The organism is Gilliamella sp. HK2 (genome assembly GCF_001690265.1).
In the GTDB taxonomy this organism is placed as follows: domain Bacteria; phylum Pseudomonadota; class Gammaproteobacteria; order Enterobacterales; family Orbaceae; genus Gilliamella; species Gilliamella apicola_C.
The window spans coordinates 183,029-206,734 of record NZ_LZGV01000095.1; the positions used below are offsets into that span (position 1 = coordinate 183,029).

Annotated in this window: 22 protein-coding genes; 17 read left to right on the forward strand and 5 right to left on the reverse strand. The window is 34.6% G+C overall.

Going from position 1 to position 23,706, the window contains the following annotated elements; translation table 11 throughout:
* Positions 1–168 precede the first annotated feature (168 nt).
* The 3 genes from greB (at position 169) to A9G45_RS11010 (ending at position 3,610) form a co-directional block, all read left to right on the forward strand.
* Positions 169–651 carry a transcription elongation factor GreB gene (gene greB / locus A9G45_RS11000; RefSeq protein WP_065568126.1) on the forward strand — a complete coding sequence of 161 codons (483 nt, stop codon included), beginning with the start codon at positions 169–171 and terminating at the stop codon, positions 649–651.
* Between the two features lie 93 nt (positions 652–744).
* Positions 745–1,845, forward strand: a complete 1,101-nt coding sequence (locus A9G45_RS11005) for a YcbX family protein (RefSeq protein WP_065568127.1) — start codon at positions 745–747, stop codon at positions 1,843–1,845.
* Positions 1,846–1,996: 151 nt separating this feature from the next.
* A complete protein-coding gene (locus A9G45_RS11010) occupies positions 1,997–3,610 on the forward strand; it encodes an SEL1-like repeat protein (protein ID WP_176701648.1) in 1,614 nt (537 codons plus the stop codon).
* 82 nt (positions 3,611–3,692) lie between these two features.
* Here A9G45_RS11010 and A9G45_RS11015 read toward each other — a convergent pair whose 3' ends face one another.
* Together A9G45_RS11015 and ilvC are read right to left on the reverse strand one after the other, a co-directional pair.
* On the reverse strand, positions 3,693–4,256 hold the full coding sequence (locus A9G45_RS11015; RefSeq protein WP_065568129.1) for a cell division protein ZapC: 564 nt from the start codon (positions 4,254–4,256) through the stop codon (positions 3,693–3,695).
* 292 nt (positions 4,257–4,548) lie between these two features.
* Positions 4,549–6,027, reverse strand: a complete 1,479-nt coding sequence (gene ilvC, locus A9G45_RS11020) for a ketol-acid reductoisomerase (protein ID WP_065568130.1) — start codon at positions 6,025–6,027, stop codon at positions 4,549–4,551.
* Positions 6,028–6,201: 174 nt separating this feature from the next.
* On the opposite strand from ilvC, the gene A9G45_RS15060 reads away from it, so the two are divergent.
* The 7 genes from A9G45_RS15060 (at position 6,202) to ruvC (ending at position 11,511) form a co-directional block, all read left to right on the forward strand.
* Entirely contained in the window at positions 6,202–6,438 is a 237-nt protein-coding gene (locus A9G45_RS15060; protein WP_065568131.1) for a YhdT family protein, read from the forward strand.
* Positions 6,439–6,445: 7 nt separating this feature from the next.
* On the forward strand, positions 6,446–7,906 hold the full coding sequence (panF, locus tag A9G45_RS11030) for a sodium/pantothenate symporter (RefSeq protein WP_065568132.1): 1,461 nt from the start codon (positions 6,446–6,448) through the stop codon (positions 7,904–7,906).
* Positions 7,881–8,747: a 50S ribosomal protein L11 methyltransferase gene (gene prmA, locus A9G45_RS11035; protein ID WP_065568133.1), complete on the forward strand. Its 867-nt coding sequence runs from the start codon at positions 7,881–7,883 to the stop codon at positions 8,745–8,747. Before panF ends, prmA begins: the two co-directional genes overlap by 26 nt.
* Before the next feature lie 37 nt (positions 8,748–8,784).
* Positions 8,785–9,792, forward strand: a complete 1,008-nt coding sequence (gene dusB, locus A9G45_RS11040; RefSeq protein ID WP_065568134.1) for a tRNA dihydrouridine synthase DusB — start codon at positions 8,785–8,787, stop codon at positions 9,790–9,792.
* A 7-nt stretch (positions 9,793–9,799) separates the two neighbouring features.
* A complete protein-coding gene (fis, locus tag A9G45_RS11045) occupies positions 9,800–10,096 on the forward strand; it encodes a DNA-binding transcriptional regulator Fis (RefSeq protein WP_034883623.1) in 297 nt (98 codons plus the stop codon).
* A 183-nt stretch (positions 10,097–10,279) separates the two neighbouring features.
* A complete protein-coding gene (locus tag A9G45_RS11050) occupies positions 10,280–11,023 on the forward strand; it encodes a YebC/PmpR family DNA-binding transcriptional regulator (RefSeq protein WP_065568135.1) in 744 nt (247 codons plus the stop codon).
* Entirely contained in the window at positions 11,023–11,511 is a 489-nt protein-coding gene (ruvC, locus tag A9G45_RS11055; RefSeq protein ID WP_065568136.1) for a crossover junction endodeoxyribonuclease RuvC, read from the forward strand. Before A9G45_RS11050 ends, ruvC begins: the two co-directional genes overlap by 1 nt.
* Before the next feature lie 147 nt (positions 11,512–11,658).
* Here ruvC and A9G45_RS11060 read toward each other — a convergent pair whose 3' ends face one another.
* Both A9G45_RS11060 and A9G45_RS11065 read right to left on the reverse strand, forming a co-directional pair.
* On the reverse strand, positions 11,659–14,868 hold the full coding sequence (locus tag A9G45_RS11060) for an efflux RND transporter permease subunit (protein WP_065568137.1): 3,210 nt from the start codon (positions 14,866–14,868) through the stop codon (positions 11,659–11,661).
* Between the two features lie 14 nt (positions 14,869–14,882).
* The gene (locus tag A9G45_RS11065) at positions 14,883–16,082 is read right to left on the reverse strand and encodes an efflux RND transporter periplasmic adaptor subunit (protein ID WP_065568138.1); all 1,200 of its coding nucleotides are present in this window, start codon (positions 16,080–16,082) and stop codon (positions 14,883–14,885) included.
* 402 nt (positions 16,083–16,484) lie between these two features.
* Here A9G45_RS11065 and zipA point away from each other — a divergent pair, with 402 nt between their 5' ends.
* The 4 genes from zipA to A9G45_RS11085 all read left to right on the forward strand — a co-directional run bounded on the left by zipA (position 16,485) and on the right by A9G45_RS11085 (position 20,476).
* The gene (gene zipA, locus A9G45_RS11070) at positions 16,485–17,435 is read left to right on the forward strand and encodes a cell division protein ZipA (RefSeq protein ID WP_065568139.1); all 951 of its coding nucleotides are present in this window, start codon (positions 16,485–16,487) and stop codon (positions 17,433–17,435) included.
* 225 nt (positions 17,436–17,660) lie between these two features.
* The gene (gene ligA, locus A9G45_RS11075; protein ID WP_065568158.1) at positions 17,661–19,691 is read left to right on the forward strand and encodes an NAD-dependent DNA ligase LigA; all 2,031 of its coding nucleotides are present in this window, start codon (positions 17,661–17,663) and stop codon (positions 19,689–19,691) included.
* 71 nt (positions 19,692–19,762) lie between these two features.
* The gene (gene luxS / locus A9G45_RS11080; protein WP_065568140.1) at positions 19,763–20,278 is read left to right on the forward strand and encodes an S-ribosylhomocysteine lyase; all 516 of its coding nucleotides are present in this window, start codon (positions 19,763–19,765) and stop codon (positions 20,276–20,278) included.
* A 9-nt stretch (positions 20,279–20,287) separates the two neighbouring features.
* Positions 20,288–20,476 carry a 2-hydroxymuconate tautomerase gene (locus tag A9G45_RS11085; RefSeq protein WP_065568141.1) on the forward strand — a complete coding sequence of 63 codons (189 nt, stop codon included), beginning with the start codon at positions 20,288–20,290 and terminating at the stop codon, positions 20,474–20,476.
* A gap of 179 nt (positions 20,477–20,655) precedes the next feature.
* On the opposite strand, the gene ribA is transcribed toward A9G45_RS11085, so the two are convergent.
* A complete protein-coding gene (gene ribA / locus A9G45_RS11090) occupies positions 20,656–21,267 on the reverse strand; it encodes a GTP cyclohydrolase II (RefSeq protein WP_065568142.1) in 612 nt (203 codons plus the stop codon).
* Positions 21,268–21,369: 102 nt separating this feature from the next.
* Between ribA and A9G45_RS11095 the strand changes: the two genes are divergently transcribed.
* From A9G45_RS11095 to lapB, 3 genes are all read left to right on the forward strand, one after another.
* Positions 21,370–22,089 carry a phosphatase PAP2 family protein gene (locus tag A9G45_RS11095; RefSeq protein WP_065568143.1) on the forward strand — a complete coding sequence of 240 codons (720 nt, stop codon included), beginning with the start codon at positions 21,370–21,372 and terminating at the stop codon, positions 22,087–22,089.
* Between the two features lie 117 nt (positions 22,090–22,206).
* Positions 22,207–22,512, forward strand: coding sequence for a LapA family protein (locus A9G45_RS11100; protein WP_065568144.1), 306 nt, complete (start codon positions 22,207–22,209; stop codon positions 22,510–22,512).
* 12 nt (positions 22,513–22,524) lie between these two features.
* Positions 22,525–23,703 carry a lipopolysaccharide assembly protein LapB gene (lapB, locus tag A9G45_RS11105; protein WP_065568145.1) on the forward strand — a complete coding sequence of 393 codons (1,179 nt, stop codon included), beginning with the start codon at positions 22,525–22,527 and terminating at the stop codon, positions 23,701–23,703.
* The last annotated feature ends 3 nt before the right edge of the window (positions 23,704–23,706 follow it).

A 23,706-nucleotide genomic window follows, 5' to 3' on the forward strand; every position in this document is an offset into this window, starting at 1 on the left:
TAACAGAAAGAAAAAAACGAAAAACCATGATAAAACTTTATTTTTATCCTTGCGGTACAATTTAAATCAAAAATAACAAAAGAAAAACAATAAAAATAATTGTAATGCGTATTAAATACTCAATTAAACACTAAAATACACAAAATAAAAACGAAAGGACGTTAAATTATGCGAATAGCAAATTACATAACAAGAGAAGGCTATTTAGCGCTCGAACACGAATTAAAATATTTGTGGAAAGAAGAAAGACCTAAAGTTACTCAAGCAGTATCTGATGCAGCAGCCCTTGGCGATCGCAGTGAAAACGCCGAATATATCTATGGCAAACGAAGGTTGAGAGAAATCGATAGGCGGGTTCGTTTTCTAACTAAACGATTAGAATCACTGACAATTGTCGATCCTAATCCAAAACAGGAAGGCAGAGTATTTTTTGGTGCATGGGTAAAATTAGAAGATGAAAAAGAAAATCTACATATTTATCGTATTGTAGGAACGGATGAATTTGATCCTAAAAAAAATTGGATATCGATTAACAGCCCTGTAGCAAGAGCGCTAATAGGGCATAAAATTGATGATGAAATATCGGTCATTACGCCAAACGGTAAAACGTATTATTATGTTGTTGATATTAGTTATCGGGATTTTGTGTAAAATTGAACCAATTTATCGCATTTTGTGTTTCAATGTATGAATTCGAAATGATTAACGCTATAATTTTGAAAAACTAATTAAATGCTTAACTTTATGATTGCCGTTAACCAGCTCTTTATCTACCCAATTAAGTCAATGCAAGGTATTGCGTTAGCTAATGCTAAATGTGTTGATGGTGGTTTTGAACATGATCGCATTTTAATGCTAAGTGAACCAGATGGTACATTTATTACTGCAAGGCGGTATCCTGAACTTTTAAAAGTTAAAACGACAATAATTGATAATCAGATAGAAACTTCATTACCAACCAATGAGTCGATAGCAATTAATTTTGATGAATTTTCGCAAAGTAACGAAGCTACAGAAGTTTGGGGAAATCACTTTACATCACATATTGCGCCAATTAAAGTGAATCAATTTTTTAGTCATTTCCTTCAAAAAGATGTTCAATTACGCTGGATCGGCAAACAATTAAATCGTCGAACCAAGCGCTATCCTGATGTGCCAGTTAGCTTTGCTGATGGTTATCCTTATTTGTTGTTAAATCAAGCTTCATTTAATTATCTTGAGCGACATTGCCCTGAAAAATTGGATATTCGACAATTTCGAGGAAATATTGTTATTGATGGCGCATTGCCTTTTGCTGAAGATGGATGGAAGACCATTAAAATTGGCGAGGTGATTTTTGATATTGTAAAACCTTGTACTCGTTGTGTATTAACCACTTTCAATGTCAATTCAGCAAAAGCACTACACAATAATGAACCTTTAACAACATTAGCATATTTTCGTTCTGATTCAGAAGGTGACATTGATTTTGGGATGAATATGATTGCCCGAAACAGTGGAACGGTGTCTATCGGTGATAAAATTGAAATACTTGAACGACAAACAGCCAAAAACTACCTTAAAAATCTTCCTAAAAAAGCACAAAAAGACATTCAGCCTTGCACTATTACTTATAAAAATCAGAAAATTATAGGTAATAATCAACAAACTATTTTAGAACAGCTTGAACAACAGCATATTGCCCTACCCAATTCTTGTCGGGCTGGCGTATGCGGGCGTTGTTTAGTGGTTTTGGAAAAAGGAGAAGTAGAAGCATTGACTTCATCAGCGATAAAAAAGAATAAGCAAATTTTAGCCTGTAGTTGTATACCAAAAGGGGATATCGCAATAGAATTTAAAAAGTAATATAACATTAATTATATAATATTTGTTTTGTAATACTCATAATACCAAGAATTAAAATAGAAATATAAGGTTAATCATGAAAAAAATAGGGTTATTTGTTCTGTTATTTATGTTTTCACCTGCTGTATTTTCAGCTAATGATTTTAGTCTCGTGATAAAAAGTTTTGAAGATAATCACCAAAAACAAAACCAAAAAAAATCAAATCAAGATACGAATGATTTAGGTAATATGAGAAAATTAGCAGCAGCTTATATTAATTTAGCTAATAATCTGACACCTAACGACTGCAATAAGTTGAAAACACTTTCCGATCTGTTCAATACAAAAAAAGAAAAAGTTAACTTAGATTATGAAGAAGATTATTATGAAAACGAAGATTTAGATGACAATTATAAAAAATTTGGTTGTAAATTAACTGGATTAACCGATAATGAAATAAATTATATTTTATTACCTAAGCTATTTGATGAGGGTGTTTCGTTATATAAAACAGCAATATTAAATGGTGATATTGAATCAATACCAATATTGTTAACTGATTTTGCAACTTATAAAATTCCAAGGAATTATCTCTATGACTTTTCAGAAGATAATAGTTTCAGTAATAATCCATATGGTAGTTTCTTAGTTGGTCAATTATATATTGATGAACGCTTTTTCAGTAGAGATCTCCATAAGGCAATAGAATTATTTGAAAAGGCAAAAGATATTCAAGGTGATGAATTATGGTATTTTCTTGTATTTGCAAAAATGGAAGAAATGATTGAATCGCCATCCAGTGATGTTTATAATATCTCTATTTTACAAAATAGTAATAATCACCACACAAAACATGCTGAAATTATAAAGCAACTTGAAAAAACATTAACTCCTAATGATGTTTTACATACATTGCATCTTAGTCTTTATTATGCTGACGATGAAAAATTAAATAAAGCAATTGAGTATTTTGAACGAGCTTGTAATATAAAATCATCTAGTGCATGTAATTTATATCAAAAACAGCTAAAACAGCCCGAAAAAAACAAGATATATTCATTATTTCGTCAATTTGACAAAACTAACCCTGATATTAAAATCACTACAGATATTGCGAAATGGTATGAAGATTCAAAGAAGCTATATAAAGCAATTAATTACTATTCATATATTATTAATAAAGATCCCGAGTTATTACTTAAAATAGCAGCATTATTTAAGAAGTCAGATCTAAATTACGACTTAAAAACAGATATGCTTGTTAAAATCTATACTAAGTATGATAGTTTTGTTGATCGTAGTGATATCAAATATGAAATTTACTTACTTTACTATCCTTCAATGGATTATGATGATCCTGCTTCTGAAACAAATAAAATAGGTTTAGCATGGTTGAAAAAAGCAGCAATTACAGGATCTGCCAAAGCAAAATTGGAAATGGCAAAACTATTTGAAAGTGGAAAATATTTTACACAAAACTATACAAAAGCACTGTATTGGTATGGTGACTATTGTAAAATTTCAATTAACAGTGGATATGGTTTTGAAAGTTTTTGTGAACCTTTTCTTGGCGATACTAAAGACATGATTAATTTGATTGCAAAAGCTGATGGTGGCAATAAAGAAGCACAATATGAACTTGGAGTCAAATTTGTTAAGCCATCGGGTTTGGAGGAGATTGGACTATATTACCTTAAATTGGCAGCAGATCAAGGTCATGAAAAAGCCAAAATTCTTTATATTATAAATCCATATCTCCCTAAAGCGCCTTGCTTTTCATGTTAGATTATTTAATAACCGTGCTATAGGTATCCTGATACTGAACGACGACGTTTTACAGCTTAAATAATAAAGTGCGGTTTTAATGTTACGAAATGGCTTCTAATTTCAGATCTTCTAAGTGATGAGTTTTATTATCTTGCATAAACTTTAATCGATCATTCATCACTTTAATCGCTTCTGAAAAGCAGAAGGTTTTATTCATTGCAACAAATGTTGGTTGAGCAACAATACAAAGCGAGGCTTTTTCGCCAGCTTCAACCACCAATAAACAAACTTTTTGCCCAGTTTCTTGTAAGTTCACTTCTACAATATCAGCAACTTTCGGTTTATAAAACATAGGTTGTTGAGAAAAATACCAACTTTTGGGCATCTGCGGTTTTAAAAAATTAGCCGCCACAATAGCATTAATTGATAATTCAATTTTTTGCGAATCAGTCAAATTAAGCAACTGACACCTATCATGAAATTGATAATAAAATGTTGCATCACTAACTGAAAATGGAAACTCACAAAAAACATCAGGAATTAATATCTTACTTGGATAACAAGAACGGAATAACATTTCAGATGAAACTTCAAGCATCAAACTATCATATTCACTATCAAAATACCATCGCCAACAATCAGTTGGTCGAAAAGCCAATTTCATTAATATGTTATCCTCTTATAATTGAACTAAATTTACTCAAAAAGATAACATAACTTAACAAAAAAATAAATAAAAAGCTAAAATAAAAATTATTTAATTATATAATTTTTAAAAACTTTAAATATCTATTTAAATCATTAAAATAAAGATGATCTAATTTTGAGCGTTTTTAATCTATTTATTCTATACTCAGATCCGCTATTTCCTGAATAGTTTTTACAATAAACTTTAAAGCATAATTTTAAATAAAAAAGGTGCTTTTGAGCACCTTTCTATTCCGTGATAACATAGTTTAGCTTGCAACATTAATACGTTTCATATCTGTCATATAGCTACGCAGTTTTCGCCCAATAATTTCGATTGGATGATTGCGAATTTCATCATTTACATCACGTAAATAAGCATTATCAACGCGACCTTCTGGAATCGCTTTACCAAGATCACCAGATTGCAACATTGGCATAAATTTCTCTCTTAGCAATGGTACCGCTGCATTAGCAAACAGATAGTTACCATACTCAGCTGTATCTGAAATGACGACATTCATTTCATACAAACGCTTACGCGCAATAGTATTAGCAATAAGTGGTAATTCATGTAATGATTCATAATAAGCTGATTCAGGTAAAATACCAGATTCAAGCATAGTTTCGAACGCAAGTTCAACACCAGCTTTAACCATCGCGACCATAACAACGCCTTGATCAAAATAAGCTTGCTCGTCAATTTTACCTTGATATTCAGCGGCTTTTTCAAATGCGGTTTCGCCAGTTTCTTTACGCCATTTAAGCAGGTTAACATCATCGTTAGCCCAGTCTTTCATCATCGTTGATGAAAACTCGCCAGAAATAATATCATCCATATGTTTACGATAAAGATCGGTCATGATCACTTTTAATTCTTTTGCTAAAGCATTTGCTCTTAATTTAGCTGGGTTTGATAAACGATCCATCATTAAAGTAATACCCCCTTGTTTTAAGGCTTCAGTGATCGTTTCCCAACCAAATTGGAGTAATTTACATGCATAAGCTGGATCAACACCATCTGACACTAATTTATCAAAACAAAGTAATGATCCTGTTTGTAACATGCCGCAAAGAATGGTTTGCTCTCCCATTAAATCTGACTTAACTTCAGCGACAAACGATGACTGTAAAACACCCGCTCGATGCCCACCAGTTGCTGCTGCCCATGCTTTAGCAATAGCTAACCCCTCACCTTTTGGATCGTTTTCTGGGTGAACAGCAATAAGTGTAGGCACTCCAAAGCCACGTTTATACTCTTCACGCACTTCTGTGCCTGGGCATTTAGGTGCTACCATTACAACAGTGATATCGGGTCGAATCTTTTCCCCAACCTCAACAATATTAAAACCGTGTGAATAACCTAGCGTTGCACCTTGTTTCATCAATGGTTGGATAGCTTGTACAACAGCTGAATGTTGTTTGTCTGGTGTCAAGTTAATAACAAGATCTGCTGTAGGAATTAACTCTTCGTAACTGCCAACTTTAAAACCATTCTCGGTTGCTTTTTTCCATGATGCACGCTTTTCAGCAATAGCCTCTTTACGTAATGTATAAGCAATATCTAAACCCGAGTCACGCATATTAAGACCTTGGTTCAGTCCCTGAGCACCACAACCAACAATTACAATTTTCTTACCTTTTAGAAAATCAGCTTCCGACGCAAATTCATTGCGAGCCATAAAACGGCATTGACCTAGTTGTTCTAATTTTTCACGTAAATTTAGTGTATTAAAATAATTTGACATTATTCTCTCCATGAGTTGAATTATTCATAATCAATTTATCAAGCACTATATATTACTTTTGTTATTGCTGAAATTGATATATTTAAAAAATTATATTGCATAAATTGCAATAAACTTGCTAAGTTAAGCACTTTCTTTTAATCTAAGCAACCTTCAATTCACCAATAAATCAATATGGATGCTCGATATAAGCAAGCAAATAAAGAAGCTAAACTATCGTTATTATTAACTTTTATTTATCTTCTTAGCTGGGTTGTTTGTGCTTACTGCGTTAGCAATAAACTAGGTTTTTTAGGACTCCCATTGTGGTTTGAACTATCTTGCATTATGGTACCTTTAGGTTTTATATTGCTGTGTTGGGTAGTTGTAAAATTTCAATTCAAAAATATCTCGTTAGAACAAACTAAGTGATTAACCAATGCATTTTGATATTATTTTACCGCTTGTTATCTACCTTATTTTTGTATTTGCGTTATCAATTTATGCTTATGTTAAACGCAAAAAAGTAAATCAATTTACTGATTACTTTATTGGTAATCGAACTATGGGTGGATTTCTACTCGCCATGACATTAGCTGCAACTTATATTAGTGCCAGCTCGTTTATTGGTGGTCCTGGTGCAGCCTATAAACTTGGCCTTGGATGGGTATTGCTATCCATGATTCAAGTCCCTACCGTTTTACTTTCACTTGGTATTTTAGGTAAAAAATTTGCGATTTTAGCACGTAAATATAATGCAATTACCTTAAGTGATATGCTCTATGCCCATTACCGAAGTAAACTTATTGTTTGGTTTGCAAGCATAGCGCTTGTCGTTGCCTTTATTGGCGCAATGACAGTACAATTTGTCGGTGGTGCTCGCTTACTTCAATCTTCAGTTGGTATTCCTTATCATACTGGATTATTAATATTTGGTATTGGCACTGTAATTTACACCGCTTTTGGTGGCTTTAGAGCTAGCATTTTAAATGATGCATTTCAAGGTTTAATAATGATCATTGGTGCTATATTATTACTTGGGGCTATCATTTATAATGGTGGTGGAATTACGGCAATTATCACTCGATTAGCACAAATTGATCCCGCACTGCTAACACCACAAGGACCAAATGATTTTATGGATTTTCCGTTCATGGCTTCATTTTGGATATTAGTCTGTTTTGGTGTAGTTGGTTTACCTCATACCGCTGTGCGCTGTATGGCTTATAAAGACAGCAAAGCTGTACATCAGGGGATTATTATTGGTACTATTGTTGTTACCATTATCATGCTCACAATGCACCTATCTGGCGCTTTAGGTCGTGCTATTGTTGATGATCTAACAATTCCTGATCAAATAGTGCCGACATTGATCATCAAGGTATTACCCCCTTTTGCTGCTGGAATCTTTTTGGCTGCGCCACTTGCTGCTATTATGTCAACAATTAATGCTCAATTATTACAAGTTTCATCGGTAATAATTAAAGACCTATTTTTAAGCACAAGACATAGTAAAAGCTATAGTGATAAAACGCTAACTCGCCTATCCGTTATTATCACCTTTATTTTTGGCGGATTACTTATTTTGGCTGCTTGGAATCCACCAGATATGATAATTTGGCTAAATTTACTCGCTTTTGGTGGGCTTGAAGCAGTATTTTTATGGCCATTAGTCCTTGGATTATATTGGAAAAAAGCCAATGCAACTGGTGCGCTTTACTCAATGCTTGCTGGAGCAGTGAGTTACACATTATTAGCTGGTTATAATATTAAACTACTATCACTTCATCCAATTGTGCCATCTTTAGCTATTGGATTAATTGTTTTTATTATAGCCAATATATTCGGTATATTTTGTAATAGAGAGAAAAATTATGCCTTGGATTCAACTCAAAATTAACACAACTAACAAACTTGCTGAACAAATCAGCGAACAGTTAGAAGAATCAGGTGCAGTATCGGTCACATTTCAAGATACTTATGATAATCCTGTTTTTGAACCTTTACCGGGTGAAACTAAGCTTTGGGGAGATACCGATGTTATTGGGTTATATGATGCGCAAACAAACATTGATGAATTAAAAGCAATATTAAATATTGAGCAATATTCTTACAAAATTGAGCAATTAGAAGATAAAAATTGGGAACGTGAATGGATGGATAACTTTCATCCTATGCAATTTGGTAAACGCCTTTGGATTTGCCCAAGCTGGCGCAAGGTACCTGATTCAAACGCAGTTAATGTTATGTTGGATCCAGGCTTAGCATTTGGCACAGGTACTCATCCAACTACTGCATTATGCTTAACTTGGCTCGATAGTTTAGATCTTACAGATAAATTGGTTATTGATTATGGTTGCGGATCAGGTATTTTAGCCATTGCAGCACTAAAATTAGGTGCAAAACGTGTAATTGGTATTGATATCGATCCTCAAGCCATCCAAGCTAGCCGAGACAATGCACAGCGTAACGATGTTAGCGAAAAACTAGAACTCTATTTATCAAAAGATATCCCTAATGATTTACAGGCAGATGTTGTTGTTGCCAACATTTTAGCTGGGCCATTAAAAGAGCTTGAGCCACATATAAGCAAATTAGTAAAACCACAAGGTAAGCTAGGGTTATCTGGTATTTTGTCCAGCCAATCATCTAGTGTTTGCATGGCTTATCAACCCCATTTTGAACTAGACCCTGTAGTTGAACAAGAAGAGTGGTGCCGTATCACTGGCAAAAAAAAGTAAAAAAAATAACATTACCCCCTTTTAAGTTAGAAAAAAAATGCGTAATATAGCCGACCTTAATTTGCTTAGCATTGGTGAAGTAAAATTAAAGAATAATTTAATTGCAGCACCAATGGCTGGAATCAGCGATAAACCATTTCGTAATTTATGTTATCGATTTGGTGCTGGTATGACAGTTTCAGAAATGTTTTTAGCAAATTCGGATGTTTGGCATACTGATAAATCAGCTTTGCGAATGAAAGCAAGTGATGATATTGGTATTCGTGCAGTACAAATTGTCGGTTCAGATCCTGATGAAATGGCAAAGGCTGCTGAGTTTAACGTCAAACATGGCGCCCAATTAATTGATATTAACATGGGATGCCCTGCAAAAAAGGTCAATAAAAAATTGGCTGGATCTGCCTTAATGCAGTATCCTAAACTTATTAAAAATATTTTGCAGAAAGTTGTCGGCGCAGTCGATGTGCCGGTAACATTAAAAACGCGGACTGGATGGAATAAAGATCATAGAAATTGCATTGAAATCGCACAAATTGCACAGGATTGTGGCATAAAGGCAATTACTATTCATGGAAGAACACGTGCATGCTTATTCAACGGTGTGGCTGAATATGACTCGATTAAGGCAGTTAAAGAAAATGTTACGATTCCTGTAATTGCCAATGGAGATATTTGTACACCCGAACAGGCAAAAGATGTTTTTCAATATACGCAAGCCGATGCTATAATGATCGGTCGAGCGGCACAGGGGAGACCTTGGATATTTGAAGAAATTGCATTCTATTTAACACATGGACAGTTACAAAAAAATAAAAGTATTGATGAGGTAGAACAAGTTGTGTTATCGCATCTTGATGAGCTTTATCAATTCTATGGAGAATACAAAGGATTAAGGATTGCCAGAAAGCATGTAAATTGGTATACCAAGAATTATGCTGACAGCGATCAATTCAGGCGCTTTTTTAGTGTACTTAGCAATACAAGTGAGCAAGTAAGCACACTAAAAGCATTTTTTAGTCAAATTAGAAATAACCCAAAGAGTTAAGAATACTATGTCAGAACAACGCGTTACAGCTGCAGCACTTAAATTTACGACTGTAAATTCTCAAGACCAAATAACACAAAAACCTTTGCGGGATTCAGTGAAGCAAGCTTTAAAAAACTATTTATCTCAATTAAATGGTGAAGACCCTACTGATCTCTATGAGTTAGTGTTAGCTGAAGTTGAACATCCATTCCTTGATATGGTTATGCAATATACACGTGGTAATCAAACTAGAGCAGCTAACATGCTTGGTATCAACCGCGGTACACTACGCAAAAAACTAAAACAGTATGGAATGAGTTAATCACCTATTGTTTTATATTATACTATGACAAAAAAGCGCCTTAACATAAGGCGCTTTTTTGCTAACAACTAAAAAATCACTATAATCAATCTATCAAACATGAATAGACATATTGATAATGAATTTTAAGTAAAAGTTTGTTAAAATACAGCGATTTTAAAATTATTTAATCTGGAGAATTTTATGGCAGGTCATAGTAAATGGGCCAATACCAAACACCGTAAAGCAGCGCAAGATGCAAAACGCGGTAAAATATTTACCAAAATTATTCGTGAGTTGGTAACCGCAGCAAAACTTGGTGGCGGCGATCCAGCGTCAAATCCACGGTTACGTGCAGCAATGGACAAAGCATTATCAAATAATATGACCCGCGATACCATGAATCGAGCCGTTGCTCGTGGTGTTGGTGGTGAAGATGATAGCAATATGGAAACAATCATTTATGAAGGCTATGGCCCTGCTGGTACTGCTGTCATGGTTGAATGCTTAAGTGATAATCGTAATCGTACCGTATCAGAAGTGCGCCACGCCTTTACTAAAACAGGTGGCAATTTAGGTACTGATGGTTCAGTTTCATATTTATTTACCAAAAAAGGAGTTATTTCATATCCGACGGGTACCAATGAAGATCAAGTGATGGATGCTGCGCTTGAAGCAGGTGCTGATGATGTTGTTACTTACGATGATGGCGCTATTGATGTTTTTACCACACCTGAAACATTTGGTGAAGTAAAAGATGCACTTGATGCAGCAGGATTAGTTGCTGAAGCCGCTGAAGTATCAATGATCCCAGCAACAAAAGTCGATCTTGATATTGAATCTGCACCAAAATTATTACGTCTGATTGATATGCTCGAAGATTGCGATGATGTTCAAGAAGTTTATCATAACGGTGAAGTTTCTGACGAGGTCGCAGCAACGCTCTAATGGCCATTATTCTTGGCATCGATCCTGGCTCTCGTTTGACGGGTTACGGTGTAATCCGTCAAACTGGGCGTCAACTTTCCTATCTTGGCAGTGGATGTATCCGTACTTCTGTTGATGATCTGCCTACTCGTTTAAAACGGATATATGCAGGTGTCAGTGAAATTATACTCCAATTTCAACCCGATATATTTGTTATTGAGCAAGTATTTATGGCTCGTAATGCCGACTCTGCGTTAAAATTAGGTCAAGCCAGAGGTGCTGCTATTGTCGCTGCGGTTAATAATAATTTACCAGTTTTTGAGTATGCTGCTCGTTTAGTTAAACAGTGTGTAGTAGGAACTGGTGCTGCAGATAAAAAACAAGTACAGCATATGGTAAAATTATTATTAAAATTACCAGCTAGCCCGCAAGCCGATGCTGCTGACGCTTTAGCTATAGCAATTACCCACGCGCATACCAGCCAACAGTTAATACAGTCCCGTAAGTAACATATACTAAATATCAAGTAATGGTACACATCTATAAACAAAAAATATAGACAAAAAAATACGCCAATAAATTGGCGTATTTTTTATCTTAATATCGCATTGAAAATGCATGCCCAATATGCAATTCGGTACATGCATTAAAACTAACTATTCAGTTTTTGCTTTTGAGCAGTTGGTTGGTAACACAGCTTTATTTTTATGTTTAGTAAATAATTTAGTTATAAATAAGAAGAATAACGGCACATAAAATATAGTTAAAAATGTTGCTGTTAACATACCACCAATTACCCCAGTACCTACTGCATTTTGACTTGCAGAACCAGCACCACTATTTAATGCTAGCGGTAGTACACCAAGAATAAAGGCAAATGAAGTCATCAAAATTGGACGTAGACGCAAACGACAAGCTTCAAGTGTTGCATCTATTAACGATTTACCTTCTTTTTCAAGCGCATCCTTGGCAAATTCAACAATCAAAATAGCATTTTTAGCTGACAGCCCCATAGTGGTCAATAAACCAACGATAAAGTAAATATCATTATCAAGTCCTCTAAACATCGTTGCATAAACCGTTCCCAAAATACCAAGAGGAATAATGAACAAAATCGAAATAGGTACTGTCCAGCTTTCGTATAATGCGGCTAGTGACAAGAATACCACAATGATTGAAATAATATAAAGTGTCGTTGTTTGTGAGCCTGTTTGACGTTCCTGATACGAAATGTCTGTCCAATCAAATGTAAAACCTTTTGGTAACTGTTTTGATAATTCTTCCATCACAGTCATTGCTTGACCAGAACTCATCCCAGGCGCAGCTAAACCACTTATACCCATTGCTGCTACACCATCATAACGTTCTAAAGAGGGTGAACCATAAGTTTTTGATGTGCTCGCAAATGCATCATAAGGTACCATTTGCCCATTTTTATTTTTGACATGCCAATAACTAAAATCATCAGGCAACATACGGTATGGTGCTTCTGATTGTAAGTAAACTTTTTTTACACGGTTATTATAAACAAAGTCATCAATATATGCAGAACCTAAAGCGGTTGATAATACAGTATTGACGCTACTGACTGAGACACCAAGGGCTTGAGCCGTTTCAAAATCAACATTAATTTTATATTGAGGAACATCTAACATACTAGCCGGACGTACTTGTTGCAAATCAGGATGATGAGAGGCTTGCTCAAGCATTTGGAAAAACGCAGCAACTAATGCTTGATGCCCTAATCCCGCAGTGTCTTTAAGCATATAAGAGAAACCATTAGCCATACCTAAAGATGGCACTGCTGGTAAATTAGTTACAATTACACGACCTTCGGTTATGGTTGACGCAAATCTCATGCCGTCTCCAACTAAAGCGTTAACTTTTTGATCGGCACGTTTGCGCTCATCCCAATTTTTTAATCGGATAAAACCCATCCCCATATTTTGCCCACGACCAACCATGCTAAAACCAGCAACAGTAAATATTTCCTCAACAGAATTTACTTTTTCTTCAGTATAAAAACGAGAGGTTTTATTTAAAACTGACATGGTTTGCTCTAATGTGGAACCCGGTGGTAATTCAACTAAAACCAAAAGCACGCCCTGATCTTCGTTTGGTAAAAAACCTGTAGGTAAACGGTTAAAACCGAATAACAATCCAACCAGTATTAAAGCATAACAAACAAAAGCAATTATAGGCTTACGGATAACCTTAATAACGCTTTTCTCATAAGAACGTAAACTTTTATCATAAAAGTTGTTAAACCACTTAAAAAAGCGTTTAGTGCCTATTGAGCACCAACTAAATGGAGGGACCGACTCTAATTTCTCACCTAATGAAGTTTTCTTAACTTTATTTTTAGACGGCGCTTTTAAAATCTGCACACAAAGTGCCGGCGTCAATATAATCGCCATCAATACTGATAATCCCATTGCCGTTACTATGGTAATTGAAAACTGGCGATAGATTCCCCCAGCAGCACCACCATAAAACGCCATCGGCACAAATACAGCAGATAAAACAACAGCAATCCCAACTAATGCTGAAGTGATTTGCTCCATTGATTTAACCGTTGCATCATAAGGCGATAACCCCTCATCGTGCATGATACGTTCAACATTTTCAATAACAACGATTGCATCATCCACCAACAATCCAATCGCAAGTACCATAGCAAACATGGATAAGGTGTTAATGGTAAATCCACAAATATAGAGGATCGCAAATGTCCCTAATAATACAACAGGTACAGTAATGGTAGGTATAAGTGTCGATCGAAGATTTTGTAAAAACACATACATGACAATAACAACCAAAATGATTGCTTCAATTAATGTATGAATTACATTGTTAATGGATAACTTAACAAATGGAGTTGTATCATATGGAAAAGAATATTTAATATCTTCTGGAAAAATTTGAGATAACTCTTCTAATTTTTTATCTACCTTTACCGAAGTATCTAATTGGTTAGCGCCCGTTGCTAAATATATCCCGAGACCAGCTGATACATTGCCATTATAATGAGAAATAAAGTTATAATCCGACGCGCCAATTTCAACGATTGCCACATCTTTTAATAAAATGTTAGAACCATCGGTATTAACTCGAACAAGAACATTTTGAAATTGTTCAGGTGTTTTTAAACGCGATTGTGCGGTAATGGTTGCATTAAGTTCTTGCCCTTCATTTACAGGTAAAGCGCCTAACTGTCCAGCGGTTACTTGTGCATTTTGCGCTTGAATGGCTGCAATAATTTCTTCAATTGATAGATTAAAGTAGGTTAATTTATTGGGATCAAGCCAGATACGCATAGCATATTCAGAACCAAATAATTGAGTATCACCCACCCCTTGAACTCGTCGAATTTGATCTTGCACAGTAGAATAGACAAAGTCAGCTATATCAGCCTGTGTTTTTTTCGGATTAGTTGAATAAAAACCAACAACTTTTAAAAAGCTGGTATTGTTTTTAGCAACAGATACGCCATTTTTTTGCACACTCTCAGGTAAGCGAGACTTAATACTCTCTATCTTATTTAAAACTTGCACTTGAGCAAAATCAGGATTAGAACCAGGCGCAAAAGTCAATGTTGTTTGAACAAAGCCTTGTGCACTACTGGTTGATTTCATATAAATGAGGTTATCTAGCCCTGTTAAATTTTGTTCAATCAACTGAGTTACTGTATTTTCAATAGTTTGTGCATCAGCACCCGGATAAGTTGCACTAACAGTTACAGAAGGGGGAGCAATATCTGGGTACTGTTCAACAGCCAGCAACTTTATACATAAGGCACCGCCTAGCATCATCATGATAGCAATTACCCATGCAAACACTGGTCTATCAATAAAAAACTTAGCCATAATTCAATCTACCCTTATTTCATACTATTTTGGAGAATACCATCTAATTGCTCCTGCGAAAGCTTATCAGGATCACCTATTTTTGTTACTTTCATTGGAGGGGCATCTTTAATTGGCTTTTCGACAGCGGTTAAATTAAGTAATCCAGTGATAATGACTTCTTCTCCTGCATTAATCCCTTTTGTTACAATCCAGTAGCCACCTATTCCTGCATATACTTGGATACCCTGGCGATATTCTACTGTATTATCTGGTTTTAAAATTTTTGCAGTATATTGTCCAAATTGATTACTCGTAATTCCTTTTTGTGGAACAAGTATAGCGTTTTTTATTATGCCTAATGTTAGTCTAGGTTTAACAAACATACCTGGTAAAATCTTTCCATCATTATTTGAAAATTGCGAACGCAAAGTTACAGTACCCGTTGTTTCGTTAACCGTCATATCAGAGAATTTAATAGTACCAGCTTCGGGATATTTTGAACCATCGCTGAAAAAGAGTTCAACATTATTGCTCTTAATTGGTTCATAAATTACATTTTCATCTTGAAGATATTTATTGTAACGAGTTGCTGCTTCAGTCATATCAATATAAATAGGATCAAGTTGTTGAACTAATGCTAATGGGGAAGGTTGCCCTGCTGAAACCAAAGCGCCTTCGGTAATACTTGATTTACCAATATAGCCATCAATCGGCGAATACACTTTCGTATAATCCAAATTGACTTTAGCTGTATGCTCTGCAGCTTGTGCAACTAATACTGCAGCTTCGGCTCGCTTAGCATCAGCGGCAGCTTTATCGTAATCTTGTTGACTAATCGACTTACTATTTAATAATCCAGCATAACGCTTAAGAGTAAGTTGAGCAATATTTGCATTTGCTTTAGCACTAGCAACACTAGCTACCGCACTATCATAGTTAGCTTGATAAATAGCTGGATCTATCTGATAAAGAGACTGACCTGCCTTAACATTTGAACTTTCATCAAACTCACGTTTTAAAACAATACCACTCACTTGAGGTCTAATTTCGGCAATTTGAGATGCGACAACTCTACCTGGTAAATTAATTTTTAATGTATAACTTAATGGCTCAACCTTAAATACAGTTACCTTTGGTAAACCCCTCTGCGGTTTACCATTATCACAACTTGTTAGTAAAAGTAGGCTGGCAAGCGCCACAGGCAAGGCTAATAATAGCTTATTAAATCTCATAAAAATGACCTCAGTACACTTAATAATTATTTTATTAAAAATAGATCTTATCTTTAAACGTAATTGGCGATTTTACAAAAAATATGCATAAATTGTAAGTAACTTTACAAGTTAATAGCACGGAGTTCTAAAAAATGAAGAACTAAGTTATGATATTAAAAATATATATTGATAATTATGAATATTGTCAGAAATCAAGTAATATATATTAATTAATTTTTAGTGCTATAACGTATTTCAAAGAAAATGTTATACTAAAAACTAGGTGGGGTTGCTTTAATGAAGATTAATCTAGATTGTTAAAGAAATTAATATTTACATTGCTATACTCCATAATCATTTTTTTCAAAATATGATTGAATAATTTAAGTCTATATTTAATTTAATACAGAGATGGTTATTATGGATAATTTACGTATTGTTCTAGTTGTTGTTGCATCCTTAGTCATTATTGCATTGTTCATCCATGGATTTTGGATTAATAAAAAGGAACGATCTTCACTTTTTAGTTCAGATAAAAAAGAAAAATTTTCACAAAGCGCGCAACAAGATCAAAACTTTCCTACAAATGATATAGAAAAAGAGGATGAGGTCATTTTACTCACTCCAAAAACAACAAAAAATAATGAAATCGTTGAAAATAAAGTAATTATCAATGAATCTATAAAAGAAAATATACCACAACAAGATGATTTATTTACTGATCGGGATGAGCTACCCCAAATTAATACAGACGTAGCAAAAGAACCCGCTATCGACGAAAATCATGACCTTTTTGAAAATGAACAACAACTTAATCTAATCCAAACCACCAAGGAAAAACATGTTGATGTTGATGTTGATGTTGATGTTGATGGTGATGTTAATATTGATACCAATAATCAAATTAACCATAACAACAAACCTGAAAAACTAGATATAAATGAAGAGGATCCCGCAACCGAAATTATCGTATTAAATGTCACCGGTATTAATGGAAAATTACTTCAAGGTGATGTACTACTTGCAAGTATTATGCAATCAGGTTTTCAATTTGGTGATATGAGAATTTTTCACCGCCATGTAGATCCTGCAGGTAACGGCTCAATATTATTTAGTTTAGCTAATATGGTCACACCAGGATATCTGGATCCTGAAACCATGCATGAATTTACCACTCCAGGGGTATCTATTTTTATGATAGCTCCAACTGAAGGTAACAACCAGCAAAACTTCAAATTAATGTTACAAACAGCACAACGCATAGCGGATGATGTCAACGGTGTGGTATTAGATGATGAACACCATATGCTGACACCACAAAAAATCGACAGTTACAAAGAGCGAATTAAAAAATCTTGTAACAAAATTTAACCACAACATCAATATTTATCAGTAAATTTAACACAAATCACCAACCACGGTTGGTGAGTGCGAATGAATATTGATGAAAAATGTTTATTTAAATGATCTCATTTAGTCATACATTATTTCAATTAAAGTTGTAATAATATTCCCAAACCCGACGTTTTAATTTAAGAGCCTATTATCATGTCCCTATCGAATAAAAATGAACACCCAGTAAATTTAACTGAATCGATTGAAGATATAACAGAACAATTGACCTCGCTACGAAGCCTAATTAGGCATCATGAGTACTGTTATTATGTACTTGACACCCCAGAAATTCCCGATGTTGAATATGATAAATTAATAAAACAGCTACAAACATTAGAACAACAATATCCAGCTCTTATTACTCCCGATTCACCAACTCAACGGGTTGGTGGCACCCCATTAGAGCAATTTTCATCGATAAAGCATGAAATACCTATGCTATCACTTGATAACGTCTTTGATGATACTGGTTTTATTGCATTTAACAAACGTGTTAAAGATCGTCTTCATTTTAATGACAATGAACATGTTGAATATTGTTGTGAGCTCAAACTTGATGGACTTGCCGTCAGCCTACTTTATGAAAATGGGCACTTTATACAAGCCGCAACACGAGGCGATGGAACAACTGGCGAAGACATCACCGCAAATGTAAAAACCATAAAAATGATTCCGCTAATCTTAAAAGGAGACAATATCCCAACTCGATTAGAAGTGCGCGGTGAAGTATTTATGACACATAAAGGATTTGAAAAACTCAATTCAGACGCAGAAAAACGCAATGAAAAAATATTTGCCAATCCACGTAACGCAGCCGCTGGCTCATTAAGACAATTGGATCCTAAAATCACCGCTAAACGGCCACTGACATTTTTTTGTTACGGTGTAGGTATTGTCGAAGGTGTTGCATTACCTAACACTCATTATGATCGCTTAATGCAATTTAAAGCGTGGGGATTACCAGTAAGTGATAAAGTAGAAAAACGTCAAGGTGCGCAAGCTGCTTTAGACTATTTTAAACAAATTGGTGAACAACGAATGTCATTAGATTTTGATATCGACGGAGTGGTCATCAAAGTCAATAGCATTGAACAACAAAATAAACTGGGCTTTGTTGCTCGTGCACCAAGATGGGCTACCGCATTTAAATTTCCCGCCCAAGAAGAAGTGACACAATTAAACAAAGTAGACTTTCAAGTTGGACGCACAGGAGCAATTACTCCCGTAGCCAGACTTAAACCTGTTTCAGTGGCGGGTGTTATTGTCAGCAATGCAACATTACATAATAGTGATGAAATTGCTCGATTAGGTATCCGTGAAGGTGACTATGTAACAATACGTCGAGCAGGTGATGTTATTCCTAAAATTGTTGCTGTTATATTAGATAAAAGACCCAAAAACACAAAAGAAATCATATTTCCAACGCACTGCCCAATTTGTGGCTCACAAATAGTTCGAGACGAAGGTCAAGCCGTTTCACGTTGTGCAGGAGGTCTAATTTGCCCTGCACAACGCAAAGAAGCCTTAAAGCACTTTGTTTCACGCCGAGCAATGAACGTAGATGGGATGGGTGATAAACTTATCGAGCAATTAGTTGATAAAAATTATGTTAAAACGCCTGTAGATTTATATAAACTAACACTGCCAATGCTATGTAGCTTAGATAAAGTTGGCGAAAAATCTGCTAATAATTTACTAAATGCACTAGAAGCATCTAAAAATACAACATTGAACCGCTTCATCTTTGCGCTTGGCATTCCCAATGTTGGTGAAGTTACAGCCGAGAATCTGGTTAACCAGCTTGGCAGTTTACCGGCGATTGAAAATGCCTCACTTGAACAGCTACAAACAGTAAATGACATTGGTGCCGTTATTGCAGAAAGCATTATAGACTTTTTCCAAGAACCGCATAATCGCGATGTTATTGAACAATTAACCAGCAATGAAATTGGCATTCACTGGCAAGATCTTAATCTACAAGAACAAAAATCTGACTCTAATTCACCTTTTTCAGGTAAAACTATAGTATTAACTGGTACTTTATCGGTTTTAACACGAGATGAAGCCAAAAACAAATTAAAGCAACTCGGTGCCAAAGTAACAGGTAGCGTATCAAAAAACACCGATCTAGTTATTGCTGGAGAAGCCGCTGGATCTAAACTAAATAAAGCCCAAGAACTGGGAATAAAAGTGATTGACGAGCAGGAAATGCTAAATTTAATTGCTCAATAAATATAAATTTTATTGTTGCTAATTAATAGGTTGATTAAAATAACGAGTATCAAAAAAACAAGGAGGATATTATGCCTTTATTAGATAGTTTTAAAGTTGATCATACAAAAATGAAAGCACCTTTTGTGCGAATTGCAAAAACAATGATAACCCCAAAAGGCGATGACATTACTGTGTTTGATCTTCGCTTTACTATTCCAAACAAAGACAATTTACCTGAAAAAGGGATTCATACATTAGAGCATTTATTTGCAGGATTTATGCGTGAGCATCTCAACAGTGATAAAATTGAAATCATCGATATCTCACCAATGGGATGCCGTACAGGATTTTACATGAGCTTAATTGGCAAACCCAACGAGGAATTAGTTGTTGATGCATGGCAAAAATCAATGCATGCAGTATTAGCTGTAAAATCACAAGACCAGATTCCTGAATTAAACGAATATCAGTGTGGTACTTATAAAATGCACTCATTAGATGAAGCCAAAGCCATTGCTGAACAAATTATAAAATCGGGTATTGGCATATGTCATAATGATGAAATTGCATTGACGGATGAACAACTAGCTAAAATAAATAACTAGGAGCAAACTATGCCAAATGTCGTTATCGACTTTTTAGAAGGTCGTACAATAGAGCAAAAAAGAGAAATGGCAAAACGCGTCACTAATGCTATTGTTGAAACCCTCAACTGCAAGCCAGAAGCCGTACAAATTATCATGCACGAAATATCAAAAGATCAGATCGCTAATGGTGGCGTGCTGCGCAGTGATAAAGATTGATATTAACATTAAAAAATTATTGGTAAAACAGACAAGATCAATAAGTTAAAATCGCTCTTATATTACATTTTGTAAAAAAATCTCAAATATAAAACATTTGAGATTTTTTATTCTAACAACTTTTACTGTTTTATAAACATTCAATCATAAATGAATTGACCGCTATTTAACCAAATAGCTTAATGTTTACAATGACAGTGATGCAAATGAAGTAAGTGCCCCATCTTGCTTGCTTTTGTTTCTAAATAGTGTTCATTATTAGGATTTTCGCCAACTTCCAATGGCTCACGTTGCGTAATTTTAATTCCAGACTGTTCAAGCACTCTTATTTTTTCTGGATTGTTGGTTAATAAACGTATCTGAGATACACCTAATAACGTCAACATATCAGCACATAGAGTAAAATCACGTTCATCGGCTGCAAAACCCAACTTTTCATTGGCTTCAACAGTATCTAAACCTTGATCTTGTAACGCATAAGCCCTAATTTTATTTAGTAAACCTATATTACGTCCTTCTTGGCGATGGTAAATTAAAACACCTTTGCCTTCTTTTGCAATTTGTTTTAAAGCTGCCTCTAACTGAAAACCACAATCACAGCGTAAACTAAAAAGCGCATCGCCAGTTAAGCATTCAGAATGAATTCTTGTAAGAACTGGTGTATCATCGGATATATCACCGAATACTAATGCAGCATGATCCTTTTTTGTTGCAATTTCTTCAAATCCAACAATAGTAAAACATCCCCATGGCGTTGGCAGTTTTGCTTGTGCAACACGTTTTAATTGCATTATTGTCTCCGTTTTAAGTAAAACATAAAAAATATTTTATAAAAATAAATTTATCTTCTATGCTAAAATATTAAGCAAGATTATACTTAATTGAGTTTATAAATGGGTTTAGTAATAAAAAAAACAATAGCCATACTAGCTATTTTCTTGATTGCACCTTTAATTATTATAGCCATAAATTGGCATTGGCAACCAGCATCATTAAATAATACATCTAAATATTTATTCTTAATAACTGAAACAGCAAGCTTTCCTTGGGCAATAATTACATCGACAATTTTATTTTTAGTCTTTTGCCTATTACAGTCCAGTAAAACCAAAAATAAAATTATATTATTATGGTTGCTTCTTGTTAGCGCAATATTAAGTGGGCAAATAATTAAACACTTTTTAAAATTACAAACAACTGAACCAAGGCCTTATGTACTTTGGATGGAAAAAGAATTTAATATTAGTAAACAACAATTTTATTCACAAACGACATCAGAAAAAAAAGAGTTTATCCAGCAATTATTTAAAAATTCATCTACAATCCCAAGTTGGTTATCTTACCACTGGCAAAATGAAACTAGTTTTTCATTTCCGTCTGGGCATACTTTATTTGCTGTAACTTGGGCTTTTTTAGCTTTGCTATTACTGAAATTCAAACAGCATTATGTGATAACATCGGTTATGATTATTTGGTCGATATTAATTGAAATCAGCCGATTATTATTAGGAATGCACAGCCCTATTGATATAATAGCAAGCGTATTAATTGCATGGATAATTTCATTAATCTGCTGTTTTTGTAATAGAAAATGGCATATAGTAGAAAGGTAATTTTCGAACGTCACTATATTTGATAGATAGATTAACTGGCCAAAGCAATTTGTATAAATAAACAGGTATAATAAACAAAAACGTTTTAACTAAAAATAAAAAAGAAAGGTCAACATTATGAAATTTGTTATCTCAATTTTATTAATAATTATCATCTTTGCTATCTCAATTGCGATAGGCTCGTCCAATGATCAAATTGTCACATTTAATTATTTGGTTGCTAAAACTGAAATCCGCTTATCGGTGTTATTAGCCATTTTATTTGGTTCTGGTTTCCTTGTTGGTTGGATCTTAACTGGTATTTTCTTTATAAAATCTAAATTACAGCATTCATCAACAAAACGAAAACTGAACAAGCTACAAAAAAAATATGATGAAAGCATGGCTAATCATCAACAATTAAACTTAACTAAAAACCATTAAGAACAGATTACTATGTTTGAACTGTTATTTCTGTTACTTCCTATTGCGGCTGGATACGGTTGGTATATGGGTGACAGAAATGCTAAACAAAAACATCTAAACCAATCTAATCGCCTATCTCGTGAATATGTAGATGGGTTGAACTTTCTTTTGTCTAACCAAAAAGATAAAGCCGTCGATCTTTTCTTAGACATGTTAAAAGAAGACGAAGGCACGCTTGAAGCTCATTTAACATTAGGTAACTTATTTCGCTCACGGGGAGAAGTTGACAGAGCAATACGAATTCACCAAGCGCTATTAGAAAGCTCGTCTTTAACGTTTGAACAACGACTATTAGCCATTCAACAACTTGGTCGTGATTATATGGTTGCAGGTCTTTACGATCGTGCCGAAGAGATGTTTTTACAATTAATTGATGAAGAGGATTTCCAACAATACGCATTGCAACAACTTATCATCATCTATCAATCAACCAGCGAATGGATAAATGCCATTAACATGGCGTCAAAACTGGTCAAACTTGGTAATGAAAAATATAAAACCGACATTGCACAATTTTACTGCGAATTAGCATCACAGGCTATTGCTAATGATGAGCTTGACAAAGCAAATAGTTTATTACAAAAATCAGCAAACGCTGACACAAAATGCGCTCGAACTTCGCTCATGCAAGGACGAATTTTTATGATGCAAAATAAAACAGAGCAAGCTATCAACTGTTTTCAACAAATATTACAGCAAGATAAAGCCTTTATTGGCGAAGCGTTACCTTTATTAAAAGAGTGCTATTTAAAATTAAATAACCAACATGAATTTCAGCAATTTTTACAATTATGTGTCGATCAAGACTCTGGCAGTGTAGCTGAATTAATGCTTGCCGATCTTATTGAAAAACAAAAAGGTCTAGATGCAGCACAATACTACATGTATCGTGAATTACTTAAACATCCTAACTTAAAAGGATTTTATCGATTAATGGATTATCATGTTGCTGATGCGGAACAAGGCAAAGCAAAACAAAGTCTTTTACTTTTACGCAACATGGTGGGAGAACAAATAAAAGCAGTGCCCAATTATCGATGCCAAAAGTGTGGATTTACAGTTAATTCCATTTATTGGTTATGCCCAGCTTGCCGTTCTTGGTCCACAATCAAACCCGTTCGTGATTTTGAACAACTTTCTGATAAATAAAAA

Bases quoted from the DNA above. Each gene is read 5' to 3' on its own strand.
- greB (WP_065568126.1), top strand. From the start codon at position 169: ATGCGAATAGCAAATTACATAACAAGAGAAGGCTATTTAGCGCTCGAA.
- A9G45_RS11005 (WP_065568127.1), top strand. From the start codon at position 745: ATGATTGCCGTTAACCAGCTCTTTATCTACCCAATTAAGTCAATGCAA.
- A9G45_RS11015 (WP_065568129.1), bottom strand. From the start codon at position 4,256: ATGAAATTGGCTTTTCGACCAACTGATTGTTGGCGATGGTATTTTGAT.
- ilvC (WP_065568130.1), bottom strand. From the start codon at position 6,027: ATGTCAAATTATTTTAATACACTAAATTTACGTGAAAAATTAGAACAA.
- A9G45_RS15060 (WP_065568131.1), top strand. From the start codon at position 6,202: ATGGATGCTCGATATAAGCAAGCAAATAAAGAAGCTAAACTATCGTTA.
- panF (WP_065568132.1), top strand. From the start codon at position 6,446: ATGCATTTTGATATTATTTTACCGCTTGTTATCTACCTTATTTTTGTA.
- prmA (WP_065568133.1), top strand. From the start codon at position 7,881: ATGCCTTGGATTCAACTCAAAATTAACACAACTAACAAACTTGCTGAA.
- dusB (WP_065568134.1), top strand. From the start codon at position 8,785: ATGCGTAATATAGCCGACCTTAATTTGCTTAGCATTGGTGAAGTAAAA.
- fis (WP_034883623.1), top strand. From the start codon at position 9,800: ATGTCAGAACAACGCGTTACAGCTGCAGCACTTAAATTTACGACTGTA.
- A9G45_RS11050 (WP_065568135.1), top strand. From the start codon at position 10,280: ATGGCAGGTCATAGTAAATGGGCCAATACCAAACACCGTAAAGCAGCG.
- ruvC (WP_065568136.1), top strand. From the start codon at position 11,023: ATGGCCATTATTCTTGGCATCGATCCTGGCTCTCGTTTGACGGGTTAC.
- A9G45_RS11060 (WP_065568137.1), bottom strand. From the start codon at position 14,868: ATGGCTAAGTTTTTTATTGATAGACCAGTGTTTGCATGGGTAATTGCT.
- A9G45_RS11065 (WP_065568138.1), bottom strand. From the start codon at position 16,082: ATGAGATTTAATAAGCTATTATTAGCCTTGCCTGTGGCGCTTGCCAGC.
- zipA (WP_065568139.1), top strand. From the start codon at position 16,485: ATGGATAATTTACGTATTGTTCTAGTTGTTGTTGCATCCTTAGTCATT.
- luxS (WP_065568140.1), top strand. From the start codon at position 19,763: ATGCCTTTATTAGATAGTTTTAAAGTTGATCATACAAAAATGAAAGCA.
- A9G45_RS11085 (WP_065568141.1), top strand. From the start codon at position 20,288: ATGCCAAATGTCGTTATCGACTTTTTAGAAGGTCGTACAATAGAGCAA.
- ribA (WP_065568142.1), bottom strand. From the start codon at position 21,267: ATGCAATTAAAACGTGTTGCACAAGCAAAACTGCCAACGCCATGGGGA.
- A9G45_RS11095 (WP_065568143.1), top strand. From the start codon at position 21,370: ATGGGTTTAGTAATAAAAAAAACAATAGCCATACTAGCTATTTTCTTG.
- A9G45_RS11100 (WP_065568144.1), top strand. From the start codon at position 22,207: ATGAAATTTGTTATCTCAATTTTATTAATAATTATCATCTTTGCTATC.
- lapB (WP_065568145.1), top strand. From the start codon at position 22,525: ATGTTTGAACTGTTATTTCTGTTACTTCCTATTGCGGCTGGATACGGT.